Raw genomic sequence first — 26,796 nt, 5'->3', positions numbered from 1 at the left:
TGATCGAATTGACTAGGAGCGGCTGCGCGCTGGTTCGCTGCCGCCGGTTTCCGAGCGCTGCCTTAGCCTCAGCCGCGACACGCGTTGCCAGTCGCCGCTGCGCTCGGCTTCCACCATCGAGCGCTCGACATAGGTCATGTGGTCCATCGCCGCCTGGCGGGCGGCGGCCGGATCGCCAGCCCTGACCGCGGTGTGGATCGCCCGGTGCTGCGCCAGCAGCGCCTCTCGCGCGCCCGGCACGGTGAACACCAGCAGCCGGTTCTGGAACACGCCTTCCGATAAGAGGCGGTAGCAGGAGCGCAGCGTGTGCAAGAGCAGGATGTTGTGCGCGCATTCGCAGATCGCGTGGTGGAATTCAACGTCGATTTCCGCCTCGTCGTCGAAGTCGCCGGTGCGATGCGCCTCATCCATGCGCGCCATGATGCGGTCGAGCAGGGCGAGGTCTTCGGGTGTGGCACGCCGTGCCGCGTATTCGGCGGCTATGCCCTCGACCTCGCGGCGATACTCCAGATAGTCCGTCACAGCCTTGCGATGCGTCGAGATCAGGTCCGCCACCGGCTTGGTAAACAACTGGCCGATAATGTCGGCGACATGCGTGCCGCCGCCGGCCTTGGTCGTCAGCAACCCACGTCCTTCGAGCGCCTTCAGCGCATCGCGCAGGATGGGCCGCGACACATCGAACTGACGCGCCAGTTCGCGCTCGCCCGGCAGCCGGTCGCCAGTGCGCAGCACGCCTTCGAGGATGAGGCTTTCGATCTGCTGCACGACTTCGTCGGCGGTGCGCGAATGCTCGATCCTGGAGAAAATATCGCTCAAAGGAAGCGCCTGGGGACGGAATGAATGTCGCGCAGATTAAAGCGTCTGTCGCCAACTGGTCAAATTATTTATCCAATTCGCCTGGTTCGGTCGATTTTCGCATCGCGCCGGCACGTCGCCTCGCGCTAAACTTTGCTGTTTACGTCCCTTGTCGATTGCCGCAAGACGGCACCATTGCACGAAGGGTCGAAACCAGGGGGACCAGACGTGTCGGACGAGACGTCCAATCTTGAATTCCAGTCGCGCAGCCAAGGCAGCGTCATGGGCTTTCCGGCGCATGAAGGCCGGCCCGGCGCGCTCGGCGAGGTTCATGCCCGTCCGCATCCACTCGTCGAGAAGCCGCGTGTCCTCGTCCAGCTCTCCTTCATGACCGAAGGAGGCTCCGCGGTCGACCATGCCGTGCTTTCGGAACTGTCGCGCCGCCTCGGCATCGCCGCCCCCGAGCGTCATGCCCGCCACCACGCCATGAAATGGGGCAAGGGCACGCTGCGCTGGGAGCGGCATACGGAGTTCTCGACCTATCTCTGGGAAGGACCGCTGGCCGAGAATGGCCGGGGGCAAGAGGATTCGCCGTTCGGCAATGGCTTTTCGCCGCCGGGAACCGTCATCTCGGGCATCCGGCTCGAGATCCGCAAGTGGACGCAGGCGAACGAGAGGCTGATCGCCGGCTTCGACCCGACCAGCCTCTGTCACTCGCTCGTCGAGCGCGGCAGCGCGGCTATTGTCACCGACTTCCGCCAGGACGGCGATGGCATGACCCGCATGCTGGTGCTTGATCGTGGTCTGACCCCGGCCAGCACCGGCGCGCTGTCGCAGCGGCTGATCGACATCGAGACCTACCGCACGCTTGCCATGCTCGGCTTGCCGCTGGCGCTCACCTTGTCCAGCCGCGCCCGCCGCATCGAGGATCGCTTGGCACAGACGACCCTGGAAATGAAAGTTGCCGAGACCCGCGACAGCCAGACGCTGCTCGCCGACCTGACGGAGCTTGCCGCCGAACTGGAGGCTGATGCCGCTTCCAGCCTTTACCGCTTCGGCGCCAGTCGCGCTTATGACGGCATCGTCACTGAAAGGCTCGAGGCACTGGATGAGGAGCCAGTGCTGGGCTACGACACCTGGGCGGGCTTTCTGCTGCGGCGCATGGCGCCAGCCATGCGCACCTGCCGCTCGGTCGAGGAGCGCCAGGCCAATCTGTCGCGAAAGCTGACCCGTGCCACCACGCTGTTGCGCACCTGGGTGGATGTCGAGGTCGAGAAGCAGAACCGCGATCTGCTCGCCTCGATGAACAACCGCGCCCGGCTGCAACTGCGCCTGCAGCAGACCGTCGAAGGGCTCTCGGTCGCCGCCGTCTCCTACTATGTGGTGGGCCTCATAGGCTATGTCGCCAAGGGCGCGTCGGTCTTTGGCCACGCTTTCGCGCCGGAGGTCGTTACCGCCGCATCGGTGCCTGTCGCCATCCTGCTGGTCTGGTGGGGCGTGCGCAGGGTGCGACAGATGCATTCCGAGCCGGCGAAGCATCCGGCCGAATAGACCGCGCCAAGCTTCGAAGCGCGATGGATGTGCAGCGGCAGATTGCCGCTGCGGAAGCCTTGCCTGCATCCGCCCCGGATGCCATCAAAGCAAGGTTTGCAACAAATGTCCCTAGCTGGTAAATCATTTTTACCAGTTGAGTGGAGGAAGCGCCGATGTCCGGCCTTGCCATGCCCAAGCCAGACGCCGAGACGCTGCGCCGGCGCAGCGAAATCGTCGCCGACATGCGCATCATCGTGCCGGGCGAGGGCGTGGTCGACGCGGCCAACGAAATGCGGGCCTTCGAGAGCGATGGCCTGACCGCCTACCGGCAAGTGCCGCTGGTCGTGGTCCTGCCGGAGACGGTGGCGCAGGTTTCCCGTCTGCTGAAATACTGCAACGACCGCAACATCCGCGTCGTGCCGCGCGGATCCGGCACCTCGCTGTCGGGCGGCGCGCTGCCGCTGGAAGACGCGGTGCTGCTGGTCATGAGCCGGTTCAACCGCATCCTGGAGATCGATTTTCCCAACCGCATCGTCGTCGCCCAGCCTGGCGTCACCAATCTCGGCATCACGTCCGCCGTCGAGCAGGAGGGTTTCTACTACGCCCCCGACCCATCATCCCAGATCGCCTGCTCGATCGGCGGCAATGTCGCCGAAAATTCCGGCGGCGTGCACTGCCTGAAATATGGTCTCACCGCCAACAATGTGCTTGGCATCGAGATGGTCCTGATGAATGGCGAGGTGGTGCGGCTCGGCGGCGGCCACCTCGATGCGGAAGCCTATGACCTGCTCGGCGTCATGACCGGTTCGGAAGGTCTGCTCGGCGTCGTCACCGAGGTCACCGTGCGCATCCTGAAGAAACCGGAGACGGCGCGGGCGCTGCTGATCGGCTTTCCGACCAGCGAGCAGGGCGGCCAATGCGTGGCCGACATCATCGGCGCCGGCATCATTCCGGGCGGCATGGAAATGATGGACCGGCCGGCGATCCATGCGGCGGAAGATTTCGTCCATGCCGGTTATCCCCTCGACGTCGAGGCGCTGCTGATCGTCGAACTCGACGGGCCGGGCGTCGAGGTCGATCATCTCATCACCGCGGTCGAGGCGATCGCCATTCGCAACGGCTCGACCACCTGCCGCATCTCGCAGTCCGAGCAGGAGCGGCTGAGTTTTTGGGCCGGCCGCAAGGCGGCCTTCCCCGCCGTTGGCCGCATCTCGCCCGATTACTACTGCATGGACGGCACGATCCCGCGCAAGGAGCTGCCGCGCGTGCTGGCCGGCATGCGCGAGCTGTCGGAACAATACGGCCTCGGAGTCGCCAATGTCTTTCACGCCGGCGACGGCAATCTGCATCCCCTGATCCTTTATGACGCCAACGTGCCTGGTGAACTCGACAAGGCCGAAAGCTTTGGCGCTGACATTCTGAGGCTTTGCGTCAAGGTCGGTGGCGTGCTCACCGGCGAACATGGCGTCGGGGTCGAGAAGCGCGACCTGATGCCGGAGATGTTCAACCAGGTCGACCTCGACCAGCAAATGCGCGTCAAGTGCGCCTTCGATCCCAATCATCTGCTCAATCCCGGAAAGGTGTTCCCGCAACTGCGCCGCTGCGCCGAACTGGGGCGCATGCATGTGCATCGCGGGCAGGTGGCGTTTCCCGACATTCCGAGGTTTTGATGGACATGTTGGCGCTTGAACACCCCCCTCTGTCCTGCCGGACATCTCCCCCGCAAGGGGGGAGATTAGCAGTTCCGGCGTCTCGCCGTTCAACAGACATTGGATGTTGGCGAAATCCGATGCGGCATCTGATCTCCCCCCTTGCCGGGGAGATGTCCGGCAGGACAGAGGGGGGTGTGAAGAAACGCGACCTATCACTTCTCGCCCGCTTTGCGGGGCAGAGGAAGGGCACGCGTGCATGACCATCTTCACCCCCACCACTTCAGCCGAAGTCCTCTCCACGGTTGCCTGGGCGACGGCAGAAGAAGCATCGCTCGAAATTCTCGGCCATGGCTCCAAGCGCGGCATCGGCCGTCCGTTGCAGACCGAGCATACGCTCGACCTGTCGAAACTCTCGGGCGTGACCCTCTATGAACCCGCCGAACTGGTGCTGTCGGCCAAGTCAGGCACGCCGCTGGCCGAGATCGAAAGGCTGCTGGCTGAAAACGGCCAGCAGCTTGCCTTCGAGCCGATGGACTACGGCCCGCTGCTCGGTGGCGAGCCGGGCAAAGGCACCATCGGCGGCGTGCTTGGCGCCAACCTGTCCGGTCCGCGCCGGCTGAAGGCGGGTGCCGCGCGCGATCATATCCTGGGCATCAACGTCGTCTCCGGCCGGGGGGAAGCTTTCAAGTCGGGCGGCCGCGTGGTCAAGAACGTCACCGGCTACGATATGTCGAAGCTGATGGCCAACAGCTGGGGCACGCTGGCCGTCTTTACCGACGTCACCTTCAAGGTGCTGCCTGCGGCCGAGACCGAAGTCACGCTCGCTGTGCGTGGCCTGCTCGATGATGCAGCCTGCGCCGCCATGGCCTTGGCCCTTGGTTCCAGCGCGGAAGTATCGAGCGCTGCCCATCTGCCGGAGCGCATCGCTGCCCGCGTGGCCGGCGGGACGCTCGGCAGTGAAGCCGCCACGCTGCTGCGCGTCGAGGGCTTTGGCCCGTCGGTTGCCTATCGCATCACCGCGCTGAACACCCTGCTCGGCAAGGCCGGGCCGCTGGAGGAGATTTCCGGTGAGACCTCCAAGGCAATCTGGCGCGACGTGCGCGATATCAGGCCCTTCGTTGACGGCAGCGAAAAGCCTGTCTGGCGGGTCTCGATGACGCCCGCACAGGGGCACCAGATGGTTCTGACCCTACGCATGCAGGCCGCCGTCAGTGCCTTCTACGACTGGCAGGGCGGGCTGGTGTGGCTGCGCATGGAGGAGGGCGATCCCGAAGCCACCCTGCTTCGTGGGCTGTTGCGGAAACATGGCGGCGGCCACGCGACGCTGGTGCGCGCTGCCCCCGCCCATCGCGCCGCGCTACCGGTGTTCGAGCCGCAGGCGCCGGCGCTTGCCGCGCTGAGTCAGCGCCTGAAACAGGAATTCGACCCGAAGAACATCCTCAATCCCGGCCGCATGGCCTAGGACATCAGAGATGCAGACCAATTTTTCGCCCGCCCAGCTTGCCGACCCTGATGTCGCCGAGTCCGAAAAGATCCTGCGCAAATGCGTGCATTGCGGTTTCTGCACCGCCACCTGCCCGACCTATGTGACGCTTGGCAACGAGCTCGATTCGCCGCGCGGGCGCATCTACCTGATCAAGGACATGCTGGAAAACGGCCGTCCCGCCGATAAGGAAATCGTCACTCATATCGACCGCTGCCTGTCCTGCCTGGCCTGCATGACCACCTGTCCGTCGGGCGTCAATTACATGCATCTGGTCGACCATGCTCGTGCCCATATCGAGGAAACCTACAAGCGGCCGCTGCTCGACCGACTGACTCGCGCTATGCTGGCTTTCGTGCTGCCTTATCCCCAGCGCTTCCGCGCCGCGCTCAAGCTTGCGAGGCTGGGCAAGCCTTTCATCAGCCCGTTCGAGAAGATTCCTGCACTGAAGCCGCTCGCCGCGATGCTCAAGCTCGCGCCTGAATCGATCCCGGCGGCCTCGCCGATGGCTTTGCCGGGTGTCCATGCCGGGCAGGGGGCGAAAAAGGGCCGCGTCGCCATCCTGACCGGCTGCGCGCAATCGGTGCTTGACCCCGCCATCAACGACACCACCATCTCGCTGCTGACGCGGCTCGGTGTCGAGGTCGTGGTGCCACCGGGCGAGGGCTGCTGCGGCGCCCTGGTTCATCACATGGGGCGGGAAGAAGCCGCCCTTGCCTCGGCCAGGCAAAATGTCGATGCCTGGACACGCTCCATCGAGCAGGGCGGGCTCGACGCCATTGTCATCACCGCATCGGGTTGCGGCACGACGATCAAGGATTACGGTTTCATGCTGCGGCTCGATCCGGCCTATGCCGACAAGGCCGCGCGCGTGTCGGCGCTGGCCAAGGACATCACCGAATATCTGGCAAGTCTCGAGCTCCCTGAACCGGTGCGCAAGCCGGGCACGGTCGTTGCGTATCACTCGGCCTGCTCGATGCAGCACGGCCAGAAGCTCACCCGGCAGCCGACGGAGCTGCTCGCCAAGGCCGGTTTCATTGTGCGCGAGCCGCGCGAGGGCCATCTCTGCTGCGGCTCGGCCGGCACCTACAACATCCTGCAGCCCGAGATTTCGGCCAGGCTGCGCGATCGTAAGGTGAAAAACATCGAGGCGACGGGCGCCTCGATCGTCGCCACCGGCAATATCGGTTGCATCACGCAGATCGCATCCGCCGCCAGCATGCCGGTGGTGCACACGATCAAACTGCTCGACTGGGCCTATGGCGGGCCGAGGCCGGATGGCATCCTGGATGAGAGCCTCGTCGCGGCGGAGTAGGCCGGGCGCTATTCCGCCGCAAGCCTGTCGGCCGTGCCGTAGGTCGCCTCGTAGAGCGCGCGCTGGCGGCTGAGCGCGACCATGGTATTGCGCAGCAGGATCGCCACCGTCAGCGGACCGACGCCTCCCGGCACCGGCGTGATCCACGAGGCCACTTCCTTGACGCTGTCGGTGTCGACGTCGCCGACGATGCGGCTCGTGCCGTCCGGTCCGACCTCCGAATTGATGCCGATGTCGATGACGGCGGCACCCGGCTTGACCATGTCGGCCTTGATCAGCCGCGGCTTGCCAACAGCGACGAACAGCGCATCGGCGCGCCGCGCATGGGCAGCGACCGACCGTGTCATATGATGGCAGACCGTCACCGTCGCGCCTTCGCTCATCAGCAGGAAGGCGATCGGCTTGCCGACGATTTCCGAATGGCCGACGATGACCACTTCCAGCCCCTTGAGGTCGAGGCCGGTTTCCTTGAGCAGTTCGACCGAGGCGGCCGCCGTGCAAGGTGCGAGATCGAGCTGGTTGTACACGATGTTGCCGATCGAGGCCGGATGCATGCCCTCGACGTCCTTCAGCGGATGCACGGCCGCCTGCAGCATCTTGATCGGGATATGCGCCGGCACCGGCCGCTGGATGATGATGCCGGTGACACGCGGATCGGCATTCAGCCCATGGATGGCTGCTTCGAGTTCACCTGAGGTGATCGTCGCGGGAAAGCGCCGTTCCTCGAAATCGATGCCGGCGAGTTGAGCCTTGGCACGCTGGTTGCGCACATAGACGTCGACGGCGTCGGTATCGCCGACGGTGATCGAGATCAGCTTGGGCGGAAAGCCCTCGGCCTTGGCAATGGTCGCGTCCTCGCGCACGGCGGCGATGATGCGCTGGGCAACCGGGCCGCCCCTGAGATAGCGGCTGTCGTCGGACAGGGACATGGTTCGAACCTTTGGTGGGGAAATTGTGCACTGCAATAGCAGAGCACGGCCCGGAAATCAGCCCTGAAAACGAAACACCGTGCCTCCGGGGCGACCTGTCGCACCGTGAAACGAAAAGGGCAGCCCGGTTACCCGTGCTGCCCTCTCGTGACTGGCCGTATCCCCACACGGCCCGTCCCCCGTTAACTCGTTGCCAGTCTAAGCACGTCTTCCAAAAGTACGCTATGACTTAAGGGCAACAGCGCGCCAAAACCTGCTCAGCACTGCTTAACCGGCTGATTCGCTGCCACTATATCACCTCGACGGTGGTTCCGACATTGACCCGCTCATAAAGGTCGACCACGTCCTCGTTGCGCATCCGGATGCAGCCCGATGATACCGCGCCGCCGATCGTCCAGGGCTGGTTGGTGCCATGGATGCGGTACTCGGTCGTGCCGAGATAGAGAGCGCGCGCGCCGAGCGGGTTTTCCATGCCGCCGGCCAGATAGGTCGGCAGGTATCGGCCCTTGGCCGCTTCGCGCTTGATCATCTCGGCCGGTGGACGCCAGTCCGGCCAGACGCGCTTGTTGGTGATCTTGTGGGTGCCCGACCATTCGAAGCCGGGTTTGCCGGTGCCGACGCCGTAGCGCCGCGCCTTGCCGTTCTTCTCGACCAGATAGAGGAAATTCTGCGTGGTATCGATGACGATGGTGCCCGGCTTCTGGCCGCCGTCATAGGCAACTTCCTGCGGCAGGTAGACGGGGTTGATCTGCCGGCGCATGACCATGCGTTTGGCCGGCGCCTGCACGGCGGCCGTTTGCACGCGGTCGGGCTGTGCCGGCTGCGCGGTGCGCTGGCGCGGCTGCTGCTGCACGGCCTGTCGGTTCTGCCGCACGATTCCGGGCGCATGGCCGAGCTGCAGCACCCAGGGCGCGGAAAGGTCGGGGCTCACCATCACCGGCGGCCTGTCGGCATAACGGTCGTTGGCGATTGAGGGTGTGACGCCGGCGGCAAACACAGCCACGGCGCCGAGCAAGGGAAACAGAACTCTTTTCATCGGGAACGCACCTTGATCGTCTAATACGCCGGGCAAGAACGCTCCCGGCTTGCGCGATCATTGGCGGCGAGCAGCAACCGAACCATGAATCGGAATGCGTAAAATGCCGTTCTGTCAGTAAACCGTTTGGTGTGGTTACCGCCCGGTTCAGGAATCTGGTAAAGCCACGGTAAAGACAGCGCGCAAGCGCGTTAACGGATGGATTTCTTCGGATGAGCAATGAAAACACCGGCCTGCTTGCCGGTCCTGACGGTGTCGTGCGCTGCTTCTGGCACGGCAATCTGCCCGATTATCTACATTACCATGACCATGAATGGGGCCGCCCGGTGGCCGACGACCGCAGGCTGTTCGAGAAGATCTGCTTGGAAGGGTTTCAGTCGGGCCTGTCCTGGCTGACCATTTTGCGCAAGCGGGATAATTTTCGCGAGGCCTTCGCTGGCTTCGACTTCGACAAGGTCGCCGCCTTCGACGAACGGGATGTCGAGCGCCTGCTCGGCAACGCCGGCATCATCCGCCATCGCGGCAAGATCGTCTCGACCATCAACAACGCCAAACGCGCCCGCGAGATGGTGGATGAGTTCGGCTCGCTGGCCGCCTGGTTCTGGAAGTTCGAACCCGGCAAGGAGGAGCGGCCGGAGATCGTCGACCTCGCCCATCTGCGCGCCAACCCGACCACCGCGGTTTCCGTTCGGATTTCGAAGGACCTGAAAAAGCGCGGCTGGACTTTCGTCGGCCCGACCACCGTGTACGCCTTCATGCAAGCCATGGGCCTGGTCAACGACCATCTCGAAGGCTGCGTGTGCCGTACGGAGGTCGAGAAGCAGCGGAAGGCTTTCCAGCGGCCGAAATAGCCGCGGGCAGCTCAGGTGCCGTTGGCGCTGGCCAGGAACAGCCCGGCGACGATTGCGGCCACCGTGGCGACCGTCGGATAGATCACCAGCAGACCGGTCACCAACGCGTCGCGCAGGGAAGGATCCTTGCTGGTGCCTGCCGGCACATTGAACGGCCCGGCAGCCTGACCAACCATTTGCGGTGCATGGGTGCCCGCCGGGCGCAGGCGCGTCGGCACTTCGCCGGCCTCGCTGTTGGCCTCAAATTCCGTTGCGCTGGTCATGTCCCGAACCCCTTCGTTTCGGTGCGCTATATCGGCCGCGATTGTGTCGGCACGATGCCGCGCCCGTGGCGGCATTGTTTCATTTCTGGTGTGTTTTTGTTTCAGGGGGTTTCGATTCTTCCTGATCTTGTCGGGTGCGCTCCGGGGCGCCAACCCTTGCCGCTCCCGGCTTCATCGGTTAGGAAACGCGCGCTGTGAACGCGCTAGATTTGCCGCGTCACGAAGTCATGAACATCGGGTGCCCAGATTATGGCCGACAAATCGGAAAAGACGAAAGCGCGGCTGCCGCGCGGGTTTGCCGACCGCGGCGCCGAGGATATCCGCGCCGTCGAGAAGATGATGGCGACGATCCGCTCGGTTTATGAGCTCTATGGCTTCGAACCGGCCGACCAGCCGCTGATCGAATATACCGATGCGTTGGGCAAATTCCTGCCCGACCAGGACCGGCCGAACGAAGGCGTGTTCTCTTTCCAGGACGACGACGACCAGTGGCTGTCGCTGCGCTACGACCTGACCGCGCCGACCGCGCGCTTCGTTGCCGAGAATTTCGAACGCCTGCCAAAACCCTACCGCAGCTACCGTTCCGGCTGGGTGTTCCGCAACGAAAAGCCCGGGCCCGGGCGCTTCCGCCAGTTCATGCAGTTCGATGCCGACACGATCGGCACGCCGGGCGTCGCGGCCGACGCCGAGATGGCGATGATGATGGCCGACGTCATGGAAGCGCTCGGCATCAAGCGCGGCGACTACGTCATCCGCGTCAACAACCGCAAGGTGCTGGACGGCGTGCTGGAAGCGATCGGCCTTGGCGGCGAGGAAAATGCCGGCCGCCGGCTGACGGTGCTGCGCGCCATCGACAAGCTCGACAAGCTCGGTCCGGACGGTGTCCGGCTTCTGCTTGGCCCGGGGCGCTGGGACGGCGGCAAGGAAGGCGAGGGTGACTTCGCCAAGGGCGCCGGGCTGAATGAAACGCAAGCCGAGGCTGTTCTTATGGCGACAGCGCGAAATGTGCAGGCGGGTCTGGATGCCAGCGTCAGCGGGAACGCGGTCTACCAGGAGGGCGTTGGCGAACTTGCGACCATCGAATCGTTGGTCCGGGCTGCCGGATATGCCGAGGACCGTATCGCCATGGATCGTTCCGTCGTGCGCGGCCTCGAATATTACACCGGCCCGGTCTTCGAGGCCGAGCTTCTGGCTGAAATCCCCAACGAGGACGGCCAGATCGTGCGCTTCGGCTCGGTCGGCGGCGGCGGCCGCTATGACGGTCTGGTCTCGCGCTTTCGCGGCGAGCCGGTGCCGGCGACCGGCTTTTCCATCGGCGTCTCGCGACTGATGACGGCGCTGAAGAACCTCGGCAAGCTGGACGTATCGGAAGTGATCGCGCCGGTCGTCGTGCTGGTCATGGACAAGGACACTGAAAGCCTCGGCCGCTATCAGAAGATGGTCTCGGAATTGCGCGCCGCCGGCATTCGCTCCGAAATGTATCTCGGCGGCGCCGGCATGAAGGCGCAGCTCAAATATGCCGACCGGCGCGGTTGTCCCATCGCCGTCATCCAGGGCGGCGACGAGCGGGCCAAGGGCGAATTGCAGATCAAGGACCTGATCGAAGGCGCGCGCATGTCGGCGGAGATCACCGACAATGCGGAATGGCGCGCCGCGCGTCCGGCCCAGGTGACAGTAGCGGAAAGCGAACTGGTCGCCGAAGTGAAGAAGATTTTGGCGGCGCAGGCCGCTGATCGCGCCAAGGGTGGCGCTTGAGCACCCCCCTCTGGCCTGCCGGCCATCTCCCCCGAAAAGGGGGAGATGGGATGTCGCGTAGGTTTTCGCCAATCTCCGATGTTGGGAAAAACGTGCCGAGCCCGAAGCTGCCGATCTCCCCCCTTGCGGGGGAGATGGCCGGCAGGCCAGAGGGGGGTGCCTCGCGCCCAACCTGTCTATGACCTCCCGCCCCGCCATCGCCACCGACATCATCACCCTCTTCGCCAACCGCAACACTCATGCCGTCGAAGTCGCGGTGCTGCAGCCGGCCGATCCCTTCCTCGACATGGCCGGCGAGGATCTGCGCCGCCGCATTTTCCTGACCGAAAGCGAAACCGGGCAGACGCTCTGCCTGCGGCCCGAATTCACCATTCCCGTCTGCCTCGACCACATAGCCAGCCAGGCCGGCACGCCGCGCCGCTATTCCTATCTGGGCGAAGTGTTTCGCCAGCGCCGCGAGGGCGGCAATGAGTTCTTCCAGGCCGGCATCGAGGATCTCGGCGACGGCGACACGGCCGAAGCCGATGCCCGTTCGGTCGCCGACGCGCATGCGCTCTTGTCGCTGGTGCTGCCCGGCCAGCCGCTGGCGGTCACGCTTGGCGACCAGGCGATTTTCGAGGCGGTGCTGGCGGCGCTCGGCTTGCCGCGCGGCTGGCGCATGCGGCTGGCCCGCGCCTTCGGCTCGGCGCCTATGCTGGAGACAGCACTCGCCGATCTCGCCAACCCGCCGCGCAACAGCCAGCTCTCCGGGCCGGTCGCGGCGCTTGTCCTCGATGGCGATCTGGACCGTCTTTCCCAGCATATTGCCGGCGGCATGGAGGAAGCCGGCTTGTCGGCATCGGCCGGGCGCGCGCCGTCGGATATTGCGCGGCGGCTGATCGAGAAAGCCGAGTTGCGCAGCGTGCGGCTGTCGAACGAGGCTTTCGCGGCGCTGAAAGATTTTCTGGCGATCGACGTGGCGCTCGATGGCGCGGCCCAGGCATTGGAAACCTTCGCGGCCGGCGCCGGACTTTCGCTGGGTGCGGCGCTGGAAAAATTCTCGGCCCGCGCCAAGGCGATCGAGGCGCATGGCTTGCCCTCCGAAAAAATCCGCTACGACGCCGCTTTCGGCCGTCCGCTCGACTACTACACCGGTGTCGTCTTCGAAATCGCGGCCGCCAACGGCGAGCGCGCCTTGGCCGGTGGCGGGCGCTACGACCGGTTGCTGACGCTGCTCGGTGCCAAGACCGCGATCCCCGGCGTCGGCTTTTCGGTGTGGCTCGACCGCATCGAGGCGCTGCGGGGGGCGGCATCATGATCACGCTCGCCGTTCCCTCGAAGGGTAGGCTCAAGGAGCAGGCGCTGGAGGTGTTGGCCAAGGCCGGCCTCGCCGTCAGCCTGCCCGGCGACGAGCGTAAGTATCACGCCCGCGTCGAGGGTCTGGACAATGTCGAAGTGCTCTTCCTGTCGGCCCCCGAGATATCGGGCGAAATAGGCCAAGGCGCGGTCGATCTCGGCATCACCGGCGAGGACCTGGTGCGGGAAAATCTCGCTGACTGGGAAGCGCGGGCCGAGATCGTCGCCCGCCTCGGCTTCGGCCATGCCGATGTGGTGGTCGCGGTGCCCGAGATCTGGCTCGATGTCGACACGATGGCCGATCTCGACGATGTCGCCGCCGACTTCCGCCAGCGCCATGGCCGCAGGCTGCGGATTGCCACCAAATACTGGCGGCTGACCCAGCAGTTCTTCTCCCAAAAGCACGGCATTCAGGTCTATCGCATCGTCGAGAGCCTCGGCGCCACCGAGGGCGCGCCGGCGGCCGGCCTCGCCGACGTCATCGTCGACATCACCAGCACGGGCTCGACGCTGCGCGCCAACCATCTCAAGGTGCTGGCCGACGGAGTCGTGCTGAAGTCGCAGGCCTGTCTGGTCGCGTCGAGGAAGACACGTGCAGCGGCCGATGACGCCGTTTTGCGCGACATCGTCGCGAAAATGGCGGCAGCGGTCGCGTAACGATCCTCCAGGGAAGGGGGCTCCAGTACCATCGACGGGATTTCCAGCATCCCGGCAGGCTGATAGGTTCGGCCAGTCTTGGGAGGAGAGAGCGATGCCGGTCAATCTCGACGAGCTGAAGAATGCCACCAATCTGCGCGGACGCGGCGCGCGCGCCGGCAGCGTCTTTATTGCACCGGTCGATGGCAGGGCGCATGTCTCGGGCGACCGCAAAGTGCCGCTGCTCGACAAGACCATTCCCGCGCTGTTCTCCGACACCGTCGGCAAATACGGCACGCTCGATGCCGCCGTGTTCGTCGGCCAGGACAAGCGCTTCACGTGGAGCGAACTGTCGGACACGGTGGATGCGTTGGCCGCCGGCTTCCTGGCGCTCGGCCTCCGGAAGGGCGACCGGGTCGGCATCTGGTCGCCCAACCGCTGGGAATGGCTGGTGACGCAATTCGCCACCGCCCGCATCGGCCTGATCCTGGTCAACATCAATCCGGCCTACCGGCTGACCGAGCTGGAATATGCCCTGAACAAGGTTGGCTGCAAGGCACTGGTGACGGCGGCGAGCTTCAAGACATCGGACTATCTCGGCATGATCGAGACTCTGGCGCCGGAGATCGCGACGGCGACACCCGGCAAGCTGAAGGCCGTGAAATTGCCAGCGCTCAGGATCGTCATCCGTATGGGCGAGGAAAACTCGCCAGGCATGTTCAATTTCGGCGACGTGCTGGCCATGGCCGGTCGCGACGAGCATGATAGCCTCGACCGCATCTCGGAAGGGCTGAAGCCTGGCGATGCGATCAACATCCAGTTCACCTCAGGCACGACGGGCGCACCCAAGGGCGCGACGCTCACCCATCTCAACATCGTCAACAACGGCAATTTCGTCACCTCGGCCATCAAGCTCACCGTCGACGATCGGCTCTGCATCCCGGTGCCGCTCTATCACTGCTTCGGCATGTCGATGGGCACGATGGGTTGTGTGTCGAAGGGCGCGACCATGGTTTTCCCCTGCGAGGGGTTCGATCCGGGCCTGACGCTGAAGGCGATCGCGCGGGAGCGCTGCACCGGCCTCTACGGCGTGCCGACCATGTTCGTCGGCATGCTCGATCATCCGGATTTCCCGACCTTCGATCTCTCCAGCCTGCGCACCGGCATCATGGCCGGTTCGCCCTGCCCGATCGAGGTGATGAAGAAGGTGGTCTCGCTCATGCACATGGCTGAAGTGACCATCGCCTACGGCATGACCGAGACCAGTCCGGTCTCGTTCCAGAGCAGCACCGACGATCCGTTGGAAAAGCGTGTCTCGACTGTCGGGCGCATCCACCCGCATGTCGAGGTCAAGGCGATCGCCGTCGACGGCGCCACCGTTGCGGTCGGCGCGCCGGGCGAGCTTTGTACGCGCGGCTATTCGGTGATGAAGGGCTATTGGGACGACGACGAAAAGACTCGCGAGGCGATCGATAGCGATGGCTGGATGCACACCGGCGACCTCGCCACCATCGACGCCGAGGGCTATTGCAACATTGTCGGCCGCGTCAAGGACATGGTCATTCGCGGCGGTGAGAACGTCTATCCCAGAGAGGTCGAGGAATTCCTCTACCGCCATCCCAAGGTGCGGGAAGTGCAGGTCTTCGGCATCCCGGACGCCAAATATGGCGAGGAGTTGTGTGCCTGGATCGTGCTCAAACCCGGCCAGGTCGCCACCGAGCAGGAGATCAAGGCGTTCTGCGCCGGCCAGATCGCCCACTACAAGGTGCCGCGCCACATTCGCTTCCGCACGGAATTGCCGATGACGGTGACCGGCAAACCGCAGAAATTCCTGATGCGTCAGGCGATGGCCGAGGAACTCGGGCTGGTGGCGCAGAAGACGGCGTGAGGCCGGATCAGCCGTGTCGCACAAGCGCGCCGATACCGTCGAGCAGCGCCTGCTGGTCGCCGACCCAGAACCAGTGATCGTCGCCATCGACCTCGATGAACCGCGCGCCTGGAATCTTGGCCGCTAGGAACCGCCCCGCCTCGATGCGCACGGCGCGGTCGCCGGAACGGTGGAGGATCATCGTCGGGGCGGAGACGTTTGCCAGGAGGTGACGGACATCGGTGTCCCGCAACGCGTCGAGCAGCCCGGCGACCGCACCCGGGCTGGAGGCTGCCCTGAGCAATCCGGCCCACCAGGTCCTCGCCTGGCGGTCGCCAGCGAGGCTCGGTGCGAAGGTGTCGATTTCCGCCGGGCCACCCCAGCCCGCCAGCAGCCGTTGCTTCCACAGATCATACTGCGCGATGGTCAAGGCGTGGGGATAGTCAGGTGCACGGCTGCCTTTGGCGAGCGAGCCCCACAAGACAAGGCCCGTCAGCCGATCGGGATTCTGGACCGCAAAACGGATACAGCCCGGCCCACCCTCCGATGCGCCGACCAGCAAGGCCCGGCTGCTGCCGGCCGCGTTCATGACCGCCAGAATATCCTGCGCCGTCGCCTCGACCGTGGGGCGGGCACCGACGCGGTCGGAAAGCCCCATGCCACGCCGGTCGAAGAGGATCAGGCGACCCAGGCGCGAAACCGCGGTCAGCCAGGCGCGGCAACCCGGGTCTTCCCAGATACGCTCGACATGCGAAATGAAGCCGGGAACAAGCACGATGTCCGTCGGGCCGCTGCCGACGATCTGGTACGCGATGTGGATGCCGTCCACCGCGACGTAGCGCGTCCTGGGCACATCCAGGGCGGCGTCCTGAGTTGGCTGGCTCAGCATGGCGAGCGTGGCGGGGTCCGGCGCTACGCCGAGTTCGTCCCGCAAGAGCCGGATGCACGTGTCGATCTGCCGCTCGGCCGCCGCCCTGTCCCCGGCCGCCAGATGGGCACGGATCAGATGTCGGTGCGCGCTTTCGCTCAACGGGTCGAGTGCCGCCAGCCGTGTCGCGTGAACGACCGCGCCACGAGGCTGGCTGTCGGCGATCTTGGCGTCGACGAGCCGCTCCAGCGCCTGCATCAGCCGGCCACGCAACGTCTCTCGCCGAAAGAAGACCCATTCCTCGAATTGCGGACAGTCCGGCAGCGAGAAGCCGGCGAGATAATCGTCTTTGTAGATCTCGGCTGCCTTGTCGAGAGCGCCGGAGTTGCAGGCCTGCTCGAAAATCCTGGTGTCGATCTCGGCGGACAACGCCGGGTGCAGGCTTAGCGAGACGCCTGTAGCGGCGATGATCTCGTTGCCGAACGCGATGCGGATTTTGTACAGCGTACGTCGAAGGCGGGCGCGTGCGGCCTGCTCGTCGGCTTCTGGCCACAATAGCGTGGCGGCGACCTCGCGCGCCACCGGCCCGCTGGCCTCGGCGAGATAGATGAGGAGGGCTGCCGCCTTGCGCAGGGCGAGTTCCACCCGCCGGCCGTTCAACCGGAACTCCGGAAAACCCAGAAATCGGAATTCCAATCGCTCCATCGATCCGACCACGGCCATGCAGGGACGTTGAGGGGACGCCGGCCTTCTATCCATTCCCACGACATCGGGCCGATCGGGCCCGATCACGGGACTCCCTTGGAGCGAGAAATGTCACTGGTCAATACTCTCACCCGCCCTGTCGGTGCCGCCAACACACGGCAAGGAGGCTGAGACATGTGCCAATCCTGTCTCTCCTGGTACGCGCGCTGCATTGCTCCCTACCTCGTCCACGCCGGCTGTTCGGCCAACGCTTTCACGGACATGCGAAGGCGCCTGATCCCTCGGGCAGGGGGCGTCGTCGTTGAAGTCGGCTTCGGCTCCGGTCTGAACCTTCCCCATTACGACGCCGCCAGGGTGAAGCGGCTGGTCGGCGTCGATCCCGACGGCACGATGCTGGGCCTGGCCGAACCGAAGAGCCGTTCCGTGCCATTCGATGTCGACTGCATCAGGGCCAGCGGTGAAAGGCTGCCCTTGGCCGACAGCTTCGCCGATACGGTGGTCGTCACCTATGCCTTCTGCACCATTCCGGACCCCGAGGCGGCGCTGACCGAGATCCGGCGCATCCTGAAGCCTACCGGCCGGCTGATCTTCATCGAGCACGGCCTGGCCGAAAGTCCGCGTTGCCGCCGGTGGCAGGAGCGTCTGAACCTGATATGGGGCCGGCTCGTCGGCGGCTGCCACCTCAATCGCGATCCATTGCACCTGATCCGGACGGCGGGCTTTCATATCGTCGAAGCGCAGCGCGAGCGGTTCCAGCTACCCTTCTGGCAGTTGGGAAGTCACCATGCCGGCATCGCGATACCCCTAACGGGTTGACGGGGTTTGTCGTCCGCTAACGCCGCCCGCGCCGTATTTCCGCCGGCCGTGGCGCCGAACCCGGCTCCTGCACCAGAGGCCCCAGCAGCACCTCGCCGAACAGTGGCTGGTAGCTGCGGCGCACCGCCGGGTCCTCCTTGAAGGACAGCGCATATTGCCCGATCTGGTGGAAATAGGTGATGCGGGCCCTGACCAGGCTTTCGTCCTCGGGATAGCCCATGGCGCGGAAGGAGCGGGTCAGGAGTTCGATGCGCAGGTCATCGATATCCTTGACCTCCTGCGCCAGCTTTTTCGACGTTCGTGACCAGTCGCGCACGGCGAGGTCGAGCAGGGGACTAAACGGCGCCTCGTCGACCCAAACATGCACGATGTCGGTGAAGAACTGCAGGCCGTCTATATTCAGCATCTCGCGCATAGCCCAGAAGGGCTCGCAATTGATATCTCGCCATTCCTGCAGCAGGCCGTCGCGAAGATCGGCCAGGCTGGTGAAATGGAAATAGAAGCTGCCGCGCGTCACCTTGAATTGCTTGGCGAGGCGGTCGATCTTGACCTCGCCAATGCCGTGCTTCTCCAGCACCTTGCGCGCCGCTGCGATCCAGGCCTCGCGACTCAGCGTCTGCCGCGCCGCCTTCCCGGGTGCCGCGGCTTTGGCTGGTCTCCTGCCTTTGGCCGGGGCGCTGTCCGATTTCATCCGATCAAGACCTTCATCGCACACGCAACGCCCACAAAACCGTTCGCCGGCTCCGATGCGCTTCGCGACTCATCAAGTGTCCATCTATCGCGGAAGGCGCAACTCAGGGCAATGCGCTGATCCGCTCCAGCATGAGTTCGAAGAACGGCGCGGGATCGATGCGCCGCAGGACGTTGCAGTTCTTGCGCCGGCCGGTGACGTGCCACCAGTCGACGACGGTCATGCCGATTGTCTCAGGCGAGACAATGTCGACCGTCACCGCGCACTGGCGCTGTTCATAGATTTGCGGTGCCAGGAGATAACCGGTGACGCAGGCGTCGTGGATGGGGCGTGCCGGCGTCTCGAATTTGTGGGTGCCATACTGGCGGTAGAAGTCGGCCAGGTTCGCGGCCTCGATCGCCGCGCGGCTGCCGCTTGCGCGCAGGCGGTCGAGCCACTCAGGCGTCATCAGCGCCGTGTAGGTGCAATCGATGCCCGCCATGGTCACCGGCGCGCCGCTGTCGAACACCTTGTGCGCGGCATGCGGGTCGACGAAGATGTTGAACTCAGCCGCCGGCGTCGCGTTGCCACCCTGGAAGAAGCCGCCGCCCATCAGCACCACTTCGCGCAGACGGGGCACGATCCTCGGCTCCATGGTCATGGCCATGGCCAGATTCGTCATTGGCCCGAGCGTGCAAACGGTCAATTCGCCTTCCGGCGCGTCCATGATGGTGCGCACCATGTAGTTCACCGCGTGTTCGCCCCGCAGCGGCGTCACCGGTTCGGCAAGGTCGGCGCCGTCGAGGCCGGTTTCCCCATGGACATATTCGGCGGTGATCAGCTTGCGCACCATCGGCGCCGGGCAGCCGGCATAAACGGGCACATCGGGCCGCCCGGCGAGTTCGACGACTTTCAGCGCATTCTTCGAGGTCAGGGCAAGCGGCACGTTGCCGCCGACCGTGGTGATGCCGACCACGTCGAGTTCATCAGGCGACCCCAGTGCGAAGAGGATGGCGAAGGCGTCGTCCTGGCCCGGATCGGTATCGATGATGATCTTGCGTGGTGCCATGATGCCGCGTCCTTCCTTTTGCGATCGAAAGCCTATTGATGAGGCCGTTCGGATGTGTAGAAATACAGTACTGTATCTTATGTTCAAGACAGGGTGTTCGAAATGGATGCACAAGAGCGCGGCGATTTTTCCGAAATTCCGATCCTCGACGTTTCGCCGCTCTATGGCGACGACGAAGGCGCGATCAGGGAAACGGCAGCGACACTGCGCCGCTATCTCGAGACGATCGGCTTCCTCTATGTCACCGGCCACCCCATTCCGCGCACCGATGTCGAAGCGGTCCGCGAGGCCTCCAAGCGTTTCTTCGCCTTGCCCGAGGAGGAGAAGGCGAAGCTGAAGATCGACAAGAATTTCCGCGGCTACTTGCCCTTTGCCGGCTCGACCATCGTGACCTCGTCCGTGGCGGCCGTCAGCAAGCCGAACCAGAGCGAATCGATCTTCTTCATGCACGAGGTCGGCGCCGACGACCCCCGGGCCTTGGCCGGCAAGCCGCTGCAAGGCCCCAACCAGTGGCCTGACGAGGCCGCCCTTGCCGGCTTCAGGGAGACCATCGAGCGCTATGTCCAGGAGATGGGCACGCTCGCCCGCAAGATGGTGCGCGCCATCGCGCTTTCGCTCGGGCTGCCCTCCGACAGTCTCGACCGCTATTTCGAGCAGCCGACGACTTTCCTGCGGCTGCTGCACTATCCGACGCAGCCCCAGGAAGAGGGGCTTTTCGGTTCGGCGCCGCACACCGACTACGGCTTCATCACGCTGCTCGCCCAGGACAATGTCGGCGGCCTCGAGGTTAAGAACAAGGCGGGCGACTGGGTTCCCGCGCCGCCGGTTCCGGATTCCTTCGTCATGAATGTCGGCGACATCCTGGCGCGTTGGTCGAATGACCAGTTCGTCTCGACGCCGCACCGCGTCATCAACCGCTCCGGACGCGAGCGCTATTCGCAGCCCTTCTTCTTCGATCCCTCAATGGACGAGACGATCGCCGCACTTTCGGTCTGTGTGCCGGCCGGCACACAGCCGAAATACGAGCCAGTGCTCTATGGCGATTACCTGATGGAGCGCATCGACAAGAATTATCATTATCGAAAGAAGAAGGCGGCCGAAGCAGCCGCTTCCTAAGGGACACCGAGCCCGTGCCGGCCACTGGCCCGGGCTCTGCCGGAAAGACTGCAAACAAGGACAAGAAAAGGGGAACAGCAATGAACAGATATCTGCGAACGACCAGCCTTGCACTGGCGCTCTCCACCACCGTCGGGGGCGGGGTTTCCAAAGCCGCCGACGTGCCGAAATCGGCTGAGGTGAAAGAGAGCGGAACGCTCGCCGTCGCCAACACTCTGGACTTCGCGCCGTTCGAATATCTCGACGCCGACGGCAAGCAGACCGGCATCATCGTCGAACTCGCCGGCGAGGTGGCCAAGCTCGTCGACGCCAAGCTCGATATCCAGCGCACGCCGTTCCCGTCGATGATCCCGGGTCTTGCGGCGGGCCGCTTCAAGATCGCCTGGGAGACCTTCTCGGCCACGCCGGAGCGCCTGAAGCAGGTCGATTTCATCATGTTCCTGAAGGCAGGGCTCGCCGTCTCGACATCGCCCGACAAGAAGGCGAGCTTCAGCGGCGACATGCCGCTCTGTGGCAAGCGCATCGGCGTCTCGGCCGGCAGCGCCTCGGATTTCCTGGTCGACAAGCTCGGTAAGGAATGCACCGACAAGGGCCAAAAGGCTATCGAGAAATCGGTGTTCAACTCCTCCACCGATATCGTCCAGGCCGTGCTTTCGGACCGCGTCGACGCGCGTATGGACGATGCCACCGCATCGAGCTATTTCGAGGTGACGAGCAAGGGCCAGTTGGTGGTCCTGCCGACGCTTTACGAGGTCGCGCCGCTCGGCATGGCGATCGCCAAGGACGACAAGCAGACCGCCGACATGATGGTGGCGGCACTTGCCGAACTGTTCAAGAACGGCACGTACAAAGCTATCCTGGAGAAATACGGCATGGGCGCCTATGCGATCAAGGAACCCTACTTCGTCGGCACCATGGACGCGCTTCGCGCCGAATAGAGACCATCCGGCGTCTGATGAACGTCAGGCGCCGGCCCGCAAGCTGGAGACATCCGATGGGCGTTGCCCTCCCGACCGACATCGGCGTCGAGCCAAGCGTTTCCGCCGCCGTGTCACGACTGACCGTCGTGCCGCAGCGCCGCTATGGCATTTGGGTCGGTACGGCGTTCGCCCTGCTGCTGGCCTTCCTCATCATTCGTGCTTTCGCCAGCAACCCGGCGTTTGCCTGGGGCACGGCAGCCGGATACCTGTTCCATCCCTCGATCATGCGAGGCCTCGGCAACACGCTGATGCTCACCGTCATCATCATGGTGCTGGCGATCGTCGTCGGCACCGTCATCGCCATCATGCGGGTGTCGCCGAGCCCGGTGCTGCGCGCCTTTTCCGGCGTCTATGTCTGGTTCTTCCGGGGTGTCCCAGCCCTGATCCAGCTGATCTTCTGGTTCAACCTGTCGCTGCTGGTGCGCGAAATCTCGCTGACTTTGCCGTTCATAGGCACGCTGTTTTCCGTGCGCACCAATGATTTCATGACGCCGTTCTTCTCCGCCGTGGTGGCGCTTTCGCTGTGCGAGGCCGGCTACATGGCCGAGATCATCCGGGCGGGCATCAAGTCGGTGCCGTCTGGCCAGTCGGAGGCGGCGAGCGCGCTCGGCATGCCCTACCGCATGATCCTGAAGCGCATCACCTTGCCGCAGGCCATGCGCTTCGTGCTGCCGCCGACCGGCAATGAGGCGATCAACCTCCTGAAGATGACGTCGCTGGTGACGTTCATCGCCGTCGACGACCTGTTCTATACCGCGCAGAGCATCTATGCGCGCACCTTCGAGACCATTCCGCTGCTGATCGTGGTCGCCTTCTGGTATCTCGCGGTGGTCAGCATCATGTCGGTGGGGCAGCATTTCCTGGAGCGCCATTTCGGCCGCAGCGATGTCAGACGCGACCCCCTGACGATGCGCACCTTGCGCAACTTGATCAGCCTGCGCGGCGTTGCTCGATGAGTGATGTGAAGTCCGAAAATCGTGCCCGCTTCGGGGTGCCCGCCAACTCCATGGTGTTCGCGCGCGGCGTGCGCAAAACCTATGGCCAGCTTGAAGTTCTCAAAGGTGTCGACCTCGATGTACCGGAGGGATCGGTCGCCTGCATCATCGGCCCGTCGGGATCGGGCAAGAGCACGTTCCTGCGCTGCATCAACCATTTGGAAAAACTCAGCGGCGGCATCCTGCTCGTCGACAGCCAGTTCGTCGGCTACGACCTCCAGGGCGACAAGCTCTATGAGGTGAAGGACGATCTTCTGTGCCGGCGCCGCGCCGAGATCGGCATGCTGTTCCAGTCGTTCAACCTGTTCTCGCACATGACGGTGATGGAGAACCTGATCGAGGCGCCGACGCAGGTGCGGCGCATTCCAGTCGACCAGGCAAAGACCGAGGCGGAGGTGCTGCTGCGGCGTGTCGGCCTGGCCGATAAGGTAGACCGCTATCCCCGCGAACTGTCCGGGGGCCAGCAGCAGCGTGTCGCGATCGCGCGCGCCCTGGCGATGAAGCCCAAGGTGCTGCTCTTCGACGAGCCGACCTCGGCGCTGGATCCGGAACTGGTCGGCGAAGTCCTGCAGGTCATGCGCGACCTTGCCGAGAGCGGCATGACGATGGTCGTCGTCACCCACGAGGTCGGCTTTGCCCGCGAGATCGGCGACCAGCTCGTGTTCATGGACGGCGGCGTGATCGTCGAACGCGGCGCGCCGCGCGAGATGATCGCCAACCCGGTGTCGCCGCGCACCCGCGAGTTCCTGTCGCGGGTGCTGTAACGAGCGTTAGGGCCACCTCTCAGGCCGCCAACAGCGCCGGGCCTAGCCCCCGTATAATCTTGGCTAGCTCGACGCATTCCCCGTGCCGCGCATTGTTGCGTCGCCAGGCCAGGCAGATCATGCGCTGCGGCATCGGTTCCTGGAACGGCACGATCTTGAGGTCGGGGATGGTGCCGGCGGGGCCGGTCGCCATTTCGGGGATGAGCGTGACGCCGAGCCCGTGCGCCACCATCTGCAGGAGCGTGGTCAGGCTGGTCGCGCCATAGCTTGCCATCGCCACCGGCCGCACATTGCCGCAGACGGCCAGCGCCTGTTCGCGCAGGCAATGGCCTTCTTCCAGCAGCATCAGTCTTTCCAGCGCCGGGCTCTCGGGTGGAACCGGCGGCGAGGCAAAGGCCGGATCGTCCGACGGCACGGCCAGGAAGAACCGGTCGGGAAAGAGCGCCTCGGTGATCAGTCCTGGATGGTCGAGCGGAAGTGCCGCGATGAAGGCGTCGAGTTTTCGCGATGCGGTGTCTTCGACCAGGGAGGTGGTGACCGCCTCGCGCAATTCGAGCAGCAAGGCCGGGAAATGCTTCTTCAGTTCGGGCAAGGCGCGTGGCAGAAGATAGGGCGCGACAGTCGGGATGATGCCCAGCCGGAAGCGTCCCTCCATGGCCGTGCGGCCGCGCCGGGCCGTCGTTTCCACGTCACGTATGTCAGCCAGGATGCGCTCGATACGCGGCAACAGGGCGATCGCCTCGTCCGTCATGCGCACCGACTTGCCGCCGCGTTCGAACAGCCGGCAGTTCAGCCGTTGCTCCATTTCGGCGATCTGCGAGGACAGCGCCGGCTGGCTGACACCGGCAAGTTTCGCCGCACGCCCGAAATGCAGCGTCTGCGCCAGCGCGTCGAAATAATGCATCTGGCGAACTGTCAGTCCGATCATGCGGTCAAGGCCATCATAAGAAAATCCTATCGAAATAAACAGGAAAGACAATTTGTTTTTATCGACGGTCTGGCCTAGGCTGGAATGGTTCCAGATTGGCGCGGGCCGCTGGCCGCCCCCAAAATCTCGGCAAAAATCAACCTCGGCAAATCAAACCTCGGCAAATTGGAGTGAGAGATGGACGCGAAAACCGACGACAGCAGCGCGGGCAAATGCCCTGTCGCGCATGGATCCGCCGGCCGGACCAACCGTGACTGGTGGCCGAACCAGCTTGACCTTGGCGTTCTCCATCAGCAGTCGAACCTGTCGGACCCGATGGGCGAGGACTTCGACTATGCCAAGGAATTCGCCAGCCTCGATCTCGATGCGGTCATCAAGGACCTGCACCAAGTGATGACGGATTCGCAGGATTGGTGGCCCGCCGACTTCGGCCATTACGGGCCGCTGTTCATCCGCATGGCCTGGCACAGCGCCGGCACGTACCGCATCGGTGATGGCCGCGGCGGTGCCGGAGCCGGCCAGCAGCGTTTCGCGCCGCTCAACAGCTGGCCTGACAACGCCAATCTCGACAAGGCGCGCCGCCTGCTCTGGCCGGTCAAGCAGAAATATGGCCGCAAGATTTCCTGGGCCGACCTGTTGATCCTCACCGGCAACGTCGCGCTGGAATCGATGGGCTTCAAGACCTTCGGCTTCGCCGGCGGCCGCGCCGACGTCTGGGAGCCCGAGCAGGACGTGGACTGGGGTTCGGAAACCAAGTGGCTGGGCGACGAGCGCTACTCGGGCGATCGTGAGCTTCGCGGCCATCTCGGCGCCGTGCAGATGGGCCTGATCTACGTCAATCCGGAAGGGCCGAACGGCAAGCCCGATCCGCTGGCCTCGGCCCGTGATATCCGGGAAACCTTCGCGCGCATGGCGATGAACGACGAAGAAACCGTGGCGCTGATTGCCGGCGGCCACACTTTCGGCAAGACCCACGGCGCCGGCGATGCCTCGCTGGTGGGCGCGGAGCCGGAAGGTGCCGGCATCGAGGCGCAGGGCCTCGGCTGGTCGAGCAAACATGCGTCAGGCATTGCCGGCGACGCCATCACCTCGGGTCTCGAAGTCACCTGGACCACGACGCCGACCAAGTGGAGCAACAACTTCTTCGACAATCTGTTCAATTTCGAATGGGAGCTGACGAAGAGCCCGGCGGGCGCCCATCAGTGGACGCCGAAGGGTGGCGCCGGTGCCGGCACGGTGCCGGATGCGCACAACCCCTCGAAGCATCACGCGCCGGCCATGCTGACCACCGACCTCGCGCTGCGGGCCGACCCGGCCTATGAGAAGGTCTCGCGGCGTTTCCATGAACATCCGGATCAGTTCGCCGATGCCTTCGCCCGCGCCTGGTTCAAGCTGACCCACCGCGACATGGGTCCGGCGGTGCGCTATCTCGGCCCGTTGGTGCCCAAGGAAGAGCTGATCTGGCAGGACCCGATCCCGGCGCTCGACCATGAACTGGTCAGCGAGCAGGACATCGCATCGCTGAAGGCCAAGATCGTGGCCTCGGGCCTGTCTGTTTCCGAACTGGTCTCGACGGCCTGGGCCTCGGCTTCGACCTTCCGCAACTCCGACAAGCGCGGCGGCGCCAATGGCGCACGCATCCGGCTGGCGCCGCAGAAGGACTGGGAAGTCAATCAGCCGGCCGAACTGTCGAAGGTGCTTGCCAGGCTCGAAGGCATCCAGACGGAGTTCAACACCGCGCAGACCGGCGACAAGAAGGTCTCGCTGGCCGACCTGATCGTGCTCGGCGGTGTCGCCGCGGTCGAGAAGGCCGCCAAGGATGGCGGCAACGACGTGAAGGTGCCGTTCACGCCCGGCCGCATGGATGCATCGCAGGAGCAGACGGACGTCCACTCCTTTGCCGCGCTCGAGCCGAAAGTCGACGGCTTCCGCAACTATGTCAGGGGCAAGCAGCCCATGTCGGTTGAAGCCATGCTGGTCGACCGCGCGCAGTTGCTGGGCCTGACGGCGCCGGAACTGACGGTGCTTGTTGGGGGCTTGCGGGTGCTCGGCGCCAACACCGGGCACTCAAAGCACGGCGTGTTCACCGACAGGCCGGGTAGGCTGACCAACGACTTTTTCGTCAACCTGCTCAGCATGAGCACGGTCTGGGATCCGGCTGCCGGTTCTGTTCCGGGTTCGGAAGAAGTGTACGAAGCGCGCGACCGCAAAACCAAGGCAGTCAGGTGGACCGGCACCCGTGCCGACCTGATCTTCGGTTCGCATGCGCAGCTGCGGGCATTGGCCGAGGTCTACGGATCGGCGGACGCCGGGCAGAAATTCGCCCGAGATTTCGTTGCGGCATGGACCAAGGTGATGAACGCTGACCGCTTTGACATCGCGGCCTGACCCGAGCTTGAGGACCTACGAAAGAGGGGGGGGGCCCCGCCCCCCCC

23 protein-coding genes are annotated in these 26,796 nt (G+C 64.5%); 15 read left to right on the top strand and 8 right to left on the bottom strand.

Annotated features, from left to right (window positions below; translation table 11 throughout):
* Positions 1-12 precede the first annotated feature (12 nt).
* On the bottom strand, positions 13-816 hold the full coding sequence (locus tag LB555_RS14215) for an FCD domain-containing protein (RefSeq protein ID WP_224683115.1): 804 nt from the start codon (positions 814-816) through the stop codon (positions 13-15).
* Between the two features lie 207 nt (positions 817-1,023).
* Between LB555_RS14215 and LB555_RS14210 the strand changes: the two genes are divergently transcribed.
* The 4 genes from LB555_RS14210 to glcF all read left to right on the top strand — a co-directional run bounded on the left by LB555_RS14210 (position 1,024) and on the right by glcF (position 6,778).
* On the top strand, positions 1,024-2,346 hold the full coding sequence (locus tag LB555_RS14210) for a DUF3422 family protein (protein WP_140821116.1): 1,323 nt from the start codon (positions 1,024-1,026) through the stop codon (positions 2,344-2,346).
* 155 nt (positions 2,347-2,501) lie between these two features.
* A complete protein-coding gene (locus LB555_RS14205; RefSeq protein ID WP_224683114.1) occupies positions 2,502-3,998 on the top strand; it encodes an FAD-linked oxidase C-terminal domain-containing protein in 1,497 nt (498 codons plus the stop codon).
* 238 nt (positions 3,999-4,236) lie between these two features.
* Positions 4,237-5,442 carry an FAD-binding protein gene (locus LB555_RS14200; RefSeq protein ID WP_224683113.1) on the top strand — a complete coding sequence of 402 codons (1,206 nt, stop codon included), beginning with the start codon at positions 4,237-4,239 and terminating at the stop codon, positions 5,440-5,442.
* A gap of 10 nt (positions 5,443-5,452) precedes the next feature.
* Positions 5,453-6,778, top strand: a complete 1,326-nt coding sequence (gene glcF, locus LB555_RS14195) for a glycolate oxidase subunit GlcF (protein WP_224683112.1) — start codon at positions 5,453-5,455, stop codon at positions 6,776-6,778.
* Between the two features lie 8 nt (positions 6,779-6,786).
* Here the strand turns inward: glcF and LB555_RS14190 are convergent, their stop codons facing one another.
* Entirely contained in the window at positions 6,787-7,707 is a 921-nt protein-coding gene (locus LB555_RS14190; RefSeq protein WP_140715542.1) for a bifunctional 5,10-methylenetetrahydrofolate dehydrogenase/5,10-methenyltetrahydrofolate cyclohydrolase, read from the bottom strand.
* 289 nt (positions 7,708-7,996) lie between these two features.
* Positions 7,997-8,743 (bottom strand): L,D-transpeptidase, encoded by a 747-nt coding sequence (locus LB555_RS14185; RefSeq protein ID WP_140876667.1) that lies wholly within the window; start codon positions 8,741-8,743, stop codon positions 7,997-7,999.
* A 212-nt stretch (positions 8,744-8,955) separates the two neighbouring features.
* On the opposite strand from LB555_RS14185, the gene LB555_RS14180 reads away from it, so the two are divergent.
* A complete protein-coding gene (locus LB555_RS14180; RefSeq protein WP_224683111.1) occupies positions 8,956-9,594 on the top strand; it encodes a DNA-3-methyladenine glycosylase I in 639 nt (212 codons plus the stop codon).
* An 11-nt stretch (positions 9,595-9,605) separates the two neighbouring features.
* Here the strand turns inward: LB555_RS14180 and LB555_RS14175 are convergent, their stop codons facing one another.
* Complete coding sequence (locus LB555_RS14175) at positions 9,606-9,857, bottom strand: hypothetical protein (protein WP_140660872.1); 252 nt, start codon at positions 9,855-9,857, stop codon at positions 9,606-9,608.
* Between the two features lie 249 nt (positions 9,858-10,106).
* Here LB555_RS14175 and hisS point away from each other — a divergent pair, with 249 nt between their 5' ends.
* From hisS to LB555_RS14155, 4 genes are all read left to right on the top strand, one after another.
* Positions 10,107-11,612: a histidine--tRNA ligase gene (gene hisS, locus LB555_RS14170; protein WP_140660873.1), complete on the top strand. Its 1,506-nt coding sequence runs from the start codon at positions 10,107-10,109 to the stop codon at positions 11,610-11,612.
* Positions 11,613-11,790: 178 nt separating this feature from the next.
* A complete protein-coding gene (locus LB555_RS14165; RefSeq protein ID WP_140660875.1) occupies positions 11,791-12,909 on the top strand; it encodes an ATP phosphoribosyltransferase regulatory subunit in 1,119 nt (372 codons plus the stop codon).
* Entirely contained in the window at positions 12,906-13,604 is a 699-nt protein-coding gene (gene hisG / locus LB555_RS14160; RefSeq protein WP_224683110.1) for an ATP phosphoribosyltransferase, read from the top strand. Before LB555_RS14165 ends, hisG begins: the two co-directional genes overlap by 4 nt.
* Positions 13,605-13,698: 94 nt before the next feature.
* A complete protein-coding gene (locus LB555_RS14155; RefSeq protein WP_224683109.1) occupies positions 13,699-15,471 on the top strand; it encodes an AMP-binding protein in 1,773 nt (590 codons plus the stop codon).
* 7 nt (positions 15,472-15,478) lie between these two features.
* Here the strand turns inward: LB555_RS14155 and LB555_RS14150 are convergent, their stop codons facing one another.
* Complete coding sequence (locus tag LB555_RS14150; RefSeq protein ID WP_224683108.1) at positions 15,479-17,023, bottom strand: alpha/beta hydrolase; 1,545 nt, start codon at positions 17,021-17,023, stop codon at positions 15,479-15,481.
* 174 nt (positions 17,024-17,197) lie between these two features.
* Here LB555_RS14150 and LB555_RS14145 point away from each other — a divergent pair, with 174 nt between their 5' ends.
* Complete coding sequence (locus tag LB555_RS14145) at positions 17,198-17,839, top strand: class I SAM-dependent methyltransferase (protein ID WP_224683107.1); 642 nt, start codon at positions 17,198-17,200, stop codon at positions 17,837-17,839.
* A 16-nt stretch (positions 17,840-17,855) separates the two neighbouring features.
* Here LB555_RS14145 and LB555_RS14140 read toward each other — a convergent pair whose 3' ends face one another.
* Both LB555_RS14140 and LB555_RS14135 read right to left on the bottom strand, forming a co-directional pair.
* Positions 17,856-18,530, bottom strand: coding sequence for a TetR/AcrR family transcriptional regulator (locus LB555_RS14140; protein ID WP_224683106.1), 675 nt, complete (start codon positions 18,528-18,530; stop codon positions 17,856-17,858).
* 103 nt (positions 18,531-18,633) lie between these two features.
* A complete protein-coding gene (locus LB555_RS14135) occupies positions 18,634-19,578 on the bottom strand; it encodes a nucleoside hydrolase (protein ID WP_015316515.1) in 945 nt (314 codons plus the stop codon).
* Positions 19,579-19,680: 102 nt separating this feature from the next.
* Here LB555_RS14135 and LB555_RS14130 point away from each other — a divergent pair, with 102 nt between their 5' ends.
* The 4 genes from LB555_RS14130 to LB555_RS14115 all read left to right on the top strand — a co-directional run bounded on the left by LB555_RS14130 (position 19,681) and on the right by LB555_RS14115 (position 23,433).
* Positions 19,681-20,694, top strand: coding sequence for an isopenicillin N synthase family dioxygenase (locus tag LB555_RS14130; RefSeq protein WP_015316516.1), 1,014 nt, complete (start codon positions 19,681-19,683; stop codon positions 20,692-20,694).
* An 80-nt stretch (positions 20,695-20,774) separates the two neighbouring features.
* Positions 20,775-21,632 carry an ABC transporter substrate-binding protein gene (locus tag LB555_RS14125; protein ID WP_015316517.1) on the top strand — a complete coding sequence of 286 codons (858 nt, stop codon included), beginning with the start codon at positions 20,775-20,777 and terminating at the stop codon, positions 21,630-21,632.
* 56 nt (positions 21,633-21,688) lie between these two features.
* Positions 21,689-22,630, top strand: a complete 942-nt coding sequence (locus tag LB555_RS14120) for an amino acid ABC transporter permease (RefSeq protein WP_015316518.1) — start codon at positions 21,689-21,691, stop codon at positions 22,628-22,630.
* A 50-nt stretch (positions 22,631-22,680) separates the two neighbouring features.
* Positions 22,681-23,433 carry an amino acid ABC transporter ATP-binding protein gene (locus LB555_RS14115; RefSeq protein WP_167331151.1) on the top strand — a complete coding sequence of 251 codons (753 nt, stop codon included), beginning with the start codon at positions 22,681-22,683 and terminating at the stop codon, positions 23,431-23,433.
* Positions 23,434-23,452: 19 nt separating this feature from the next.
* Here the strand turns inward: LB555_RS14115 and LB555_RS14110 are convergent, their stop codons facing one another.
* Positions 23,453-24,361, bottom strand: a complete 909-nt coding sequence (locus tag LB555_RS14110; protein WP_015316520.1) for a hydrogen peroxide-inducible genes activator — start codon at positions 24,359-24,361, stop codon at positions 23,453-23,455.
* Positions 24,362-24,538: 177 nt separating this feature from the next.
* On the opposite strand from LB555_RS14110, the gene katG reads away from it, so the two are divergent.
* Entirely contained in the window at positions 24,539-26,749 is a 2,211-nt protein-coding gene (gene katG / locus LB555_RS14105; protein ID WP_015316521.1) for a catalase/peroxidase HPI, read from the top strand.
* Positions 26,750-26,796 lie beyond the last annotated feature (47 nt).

Origin of the sequence: Mesorhizobium sp. BR-1-1-10, from assembly GCF_020165595.1 — a bacterium.
In the GTDB taxonomy this organism is placed as follows: domain Bacteria; phylum Pseudomonadota; class Alphaproteobacteria; order Rhizobiales; family Rhizobiaceae; genus Mesorhizobium; species Mesorhizobium australicum.
The sequence above is the reverse complement of the archived record's forward strand: the minus strand, read 5'-3'. Positions and strand labels throughout refer to the sequence as shown.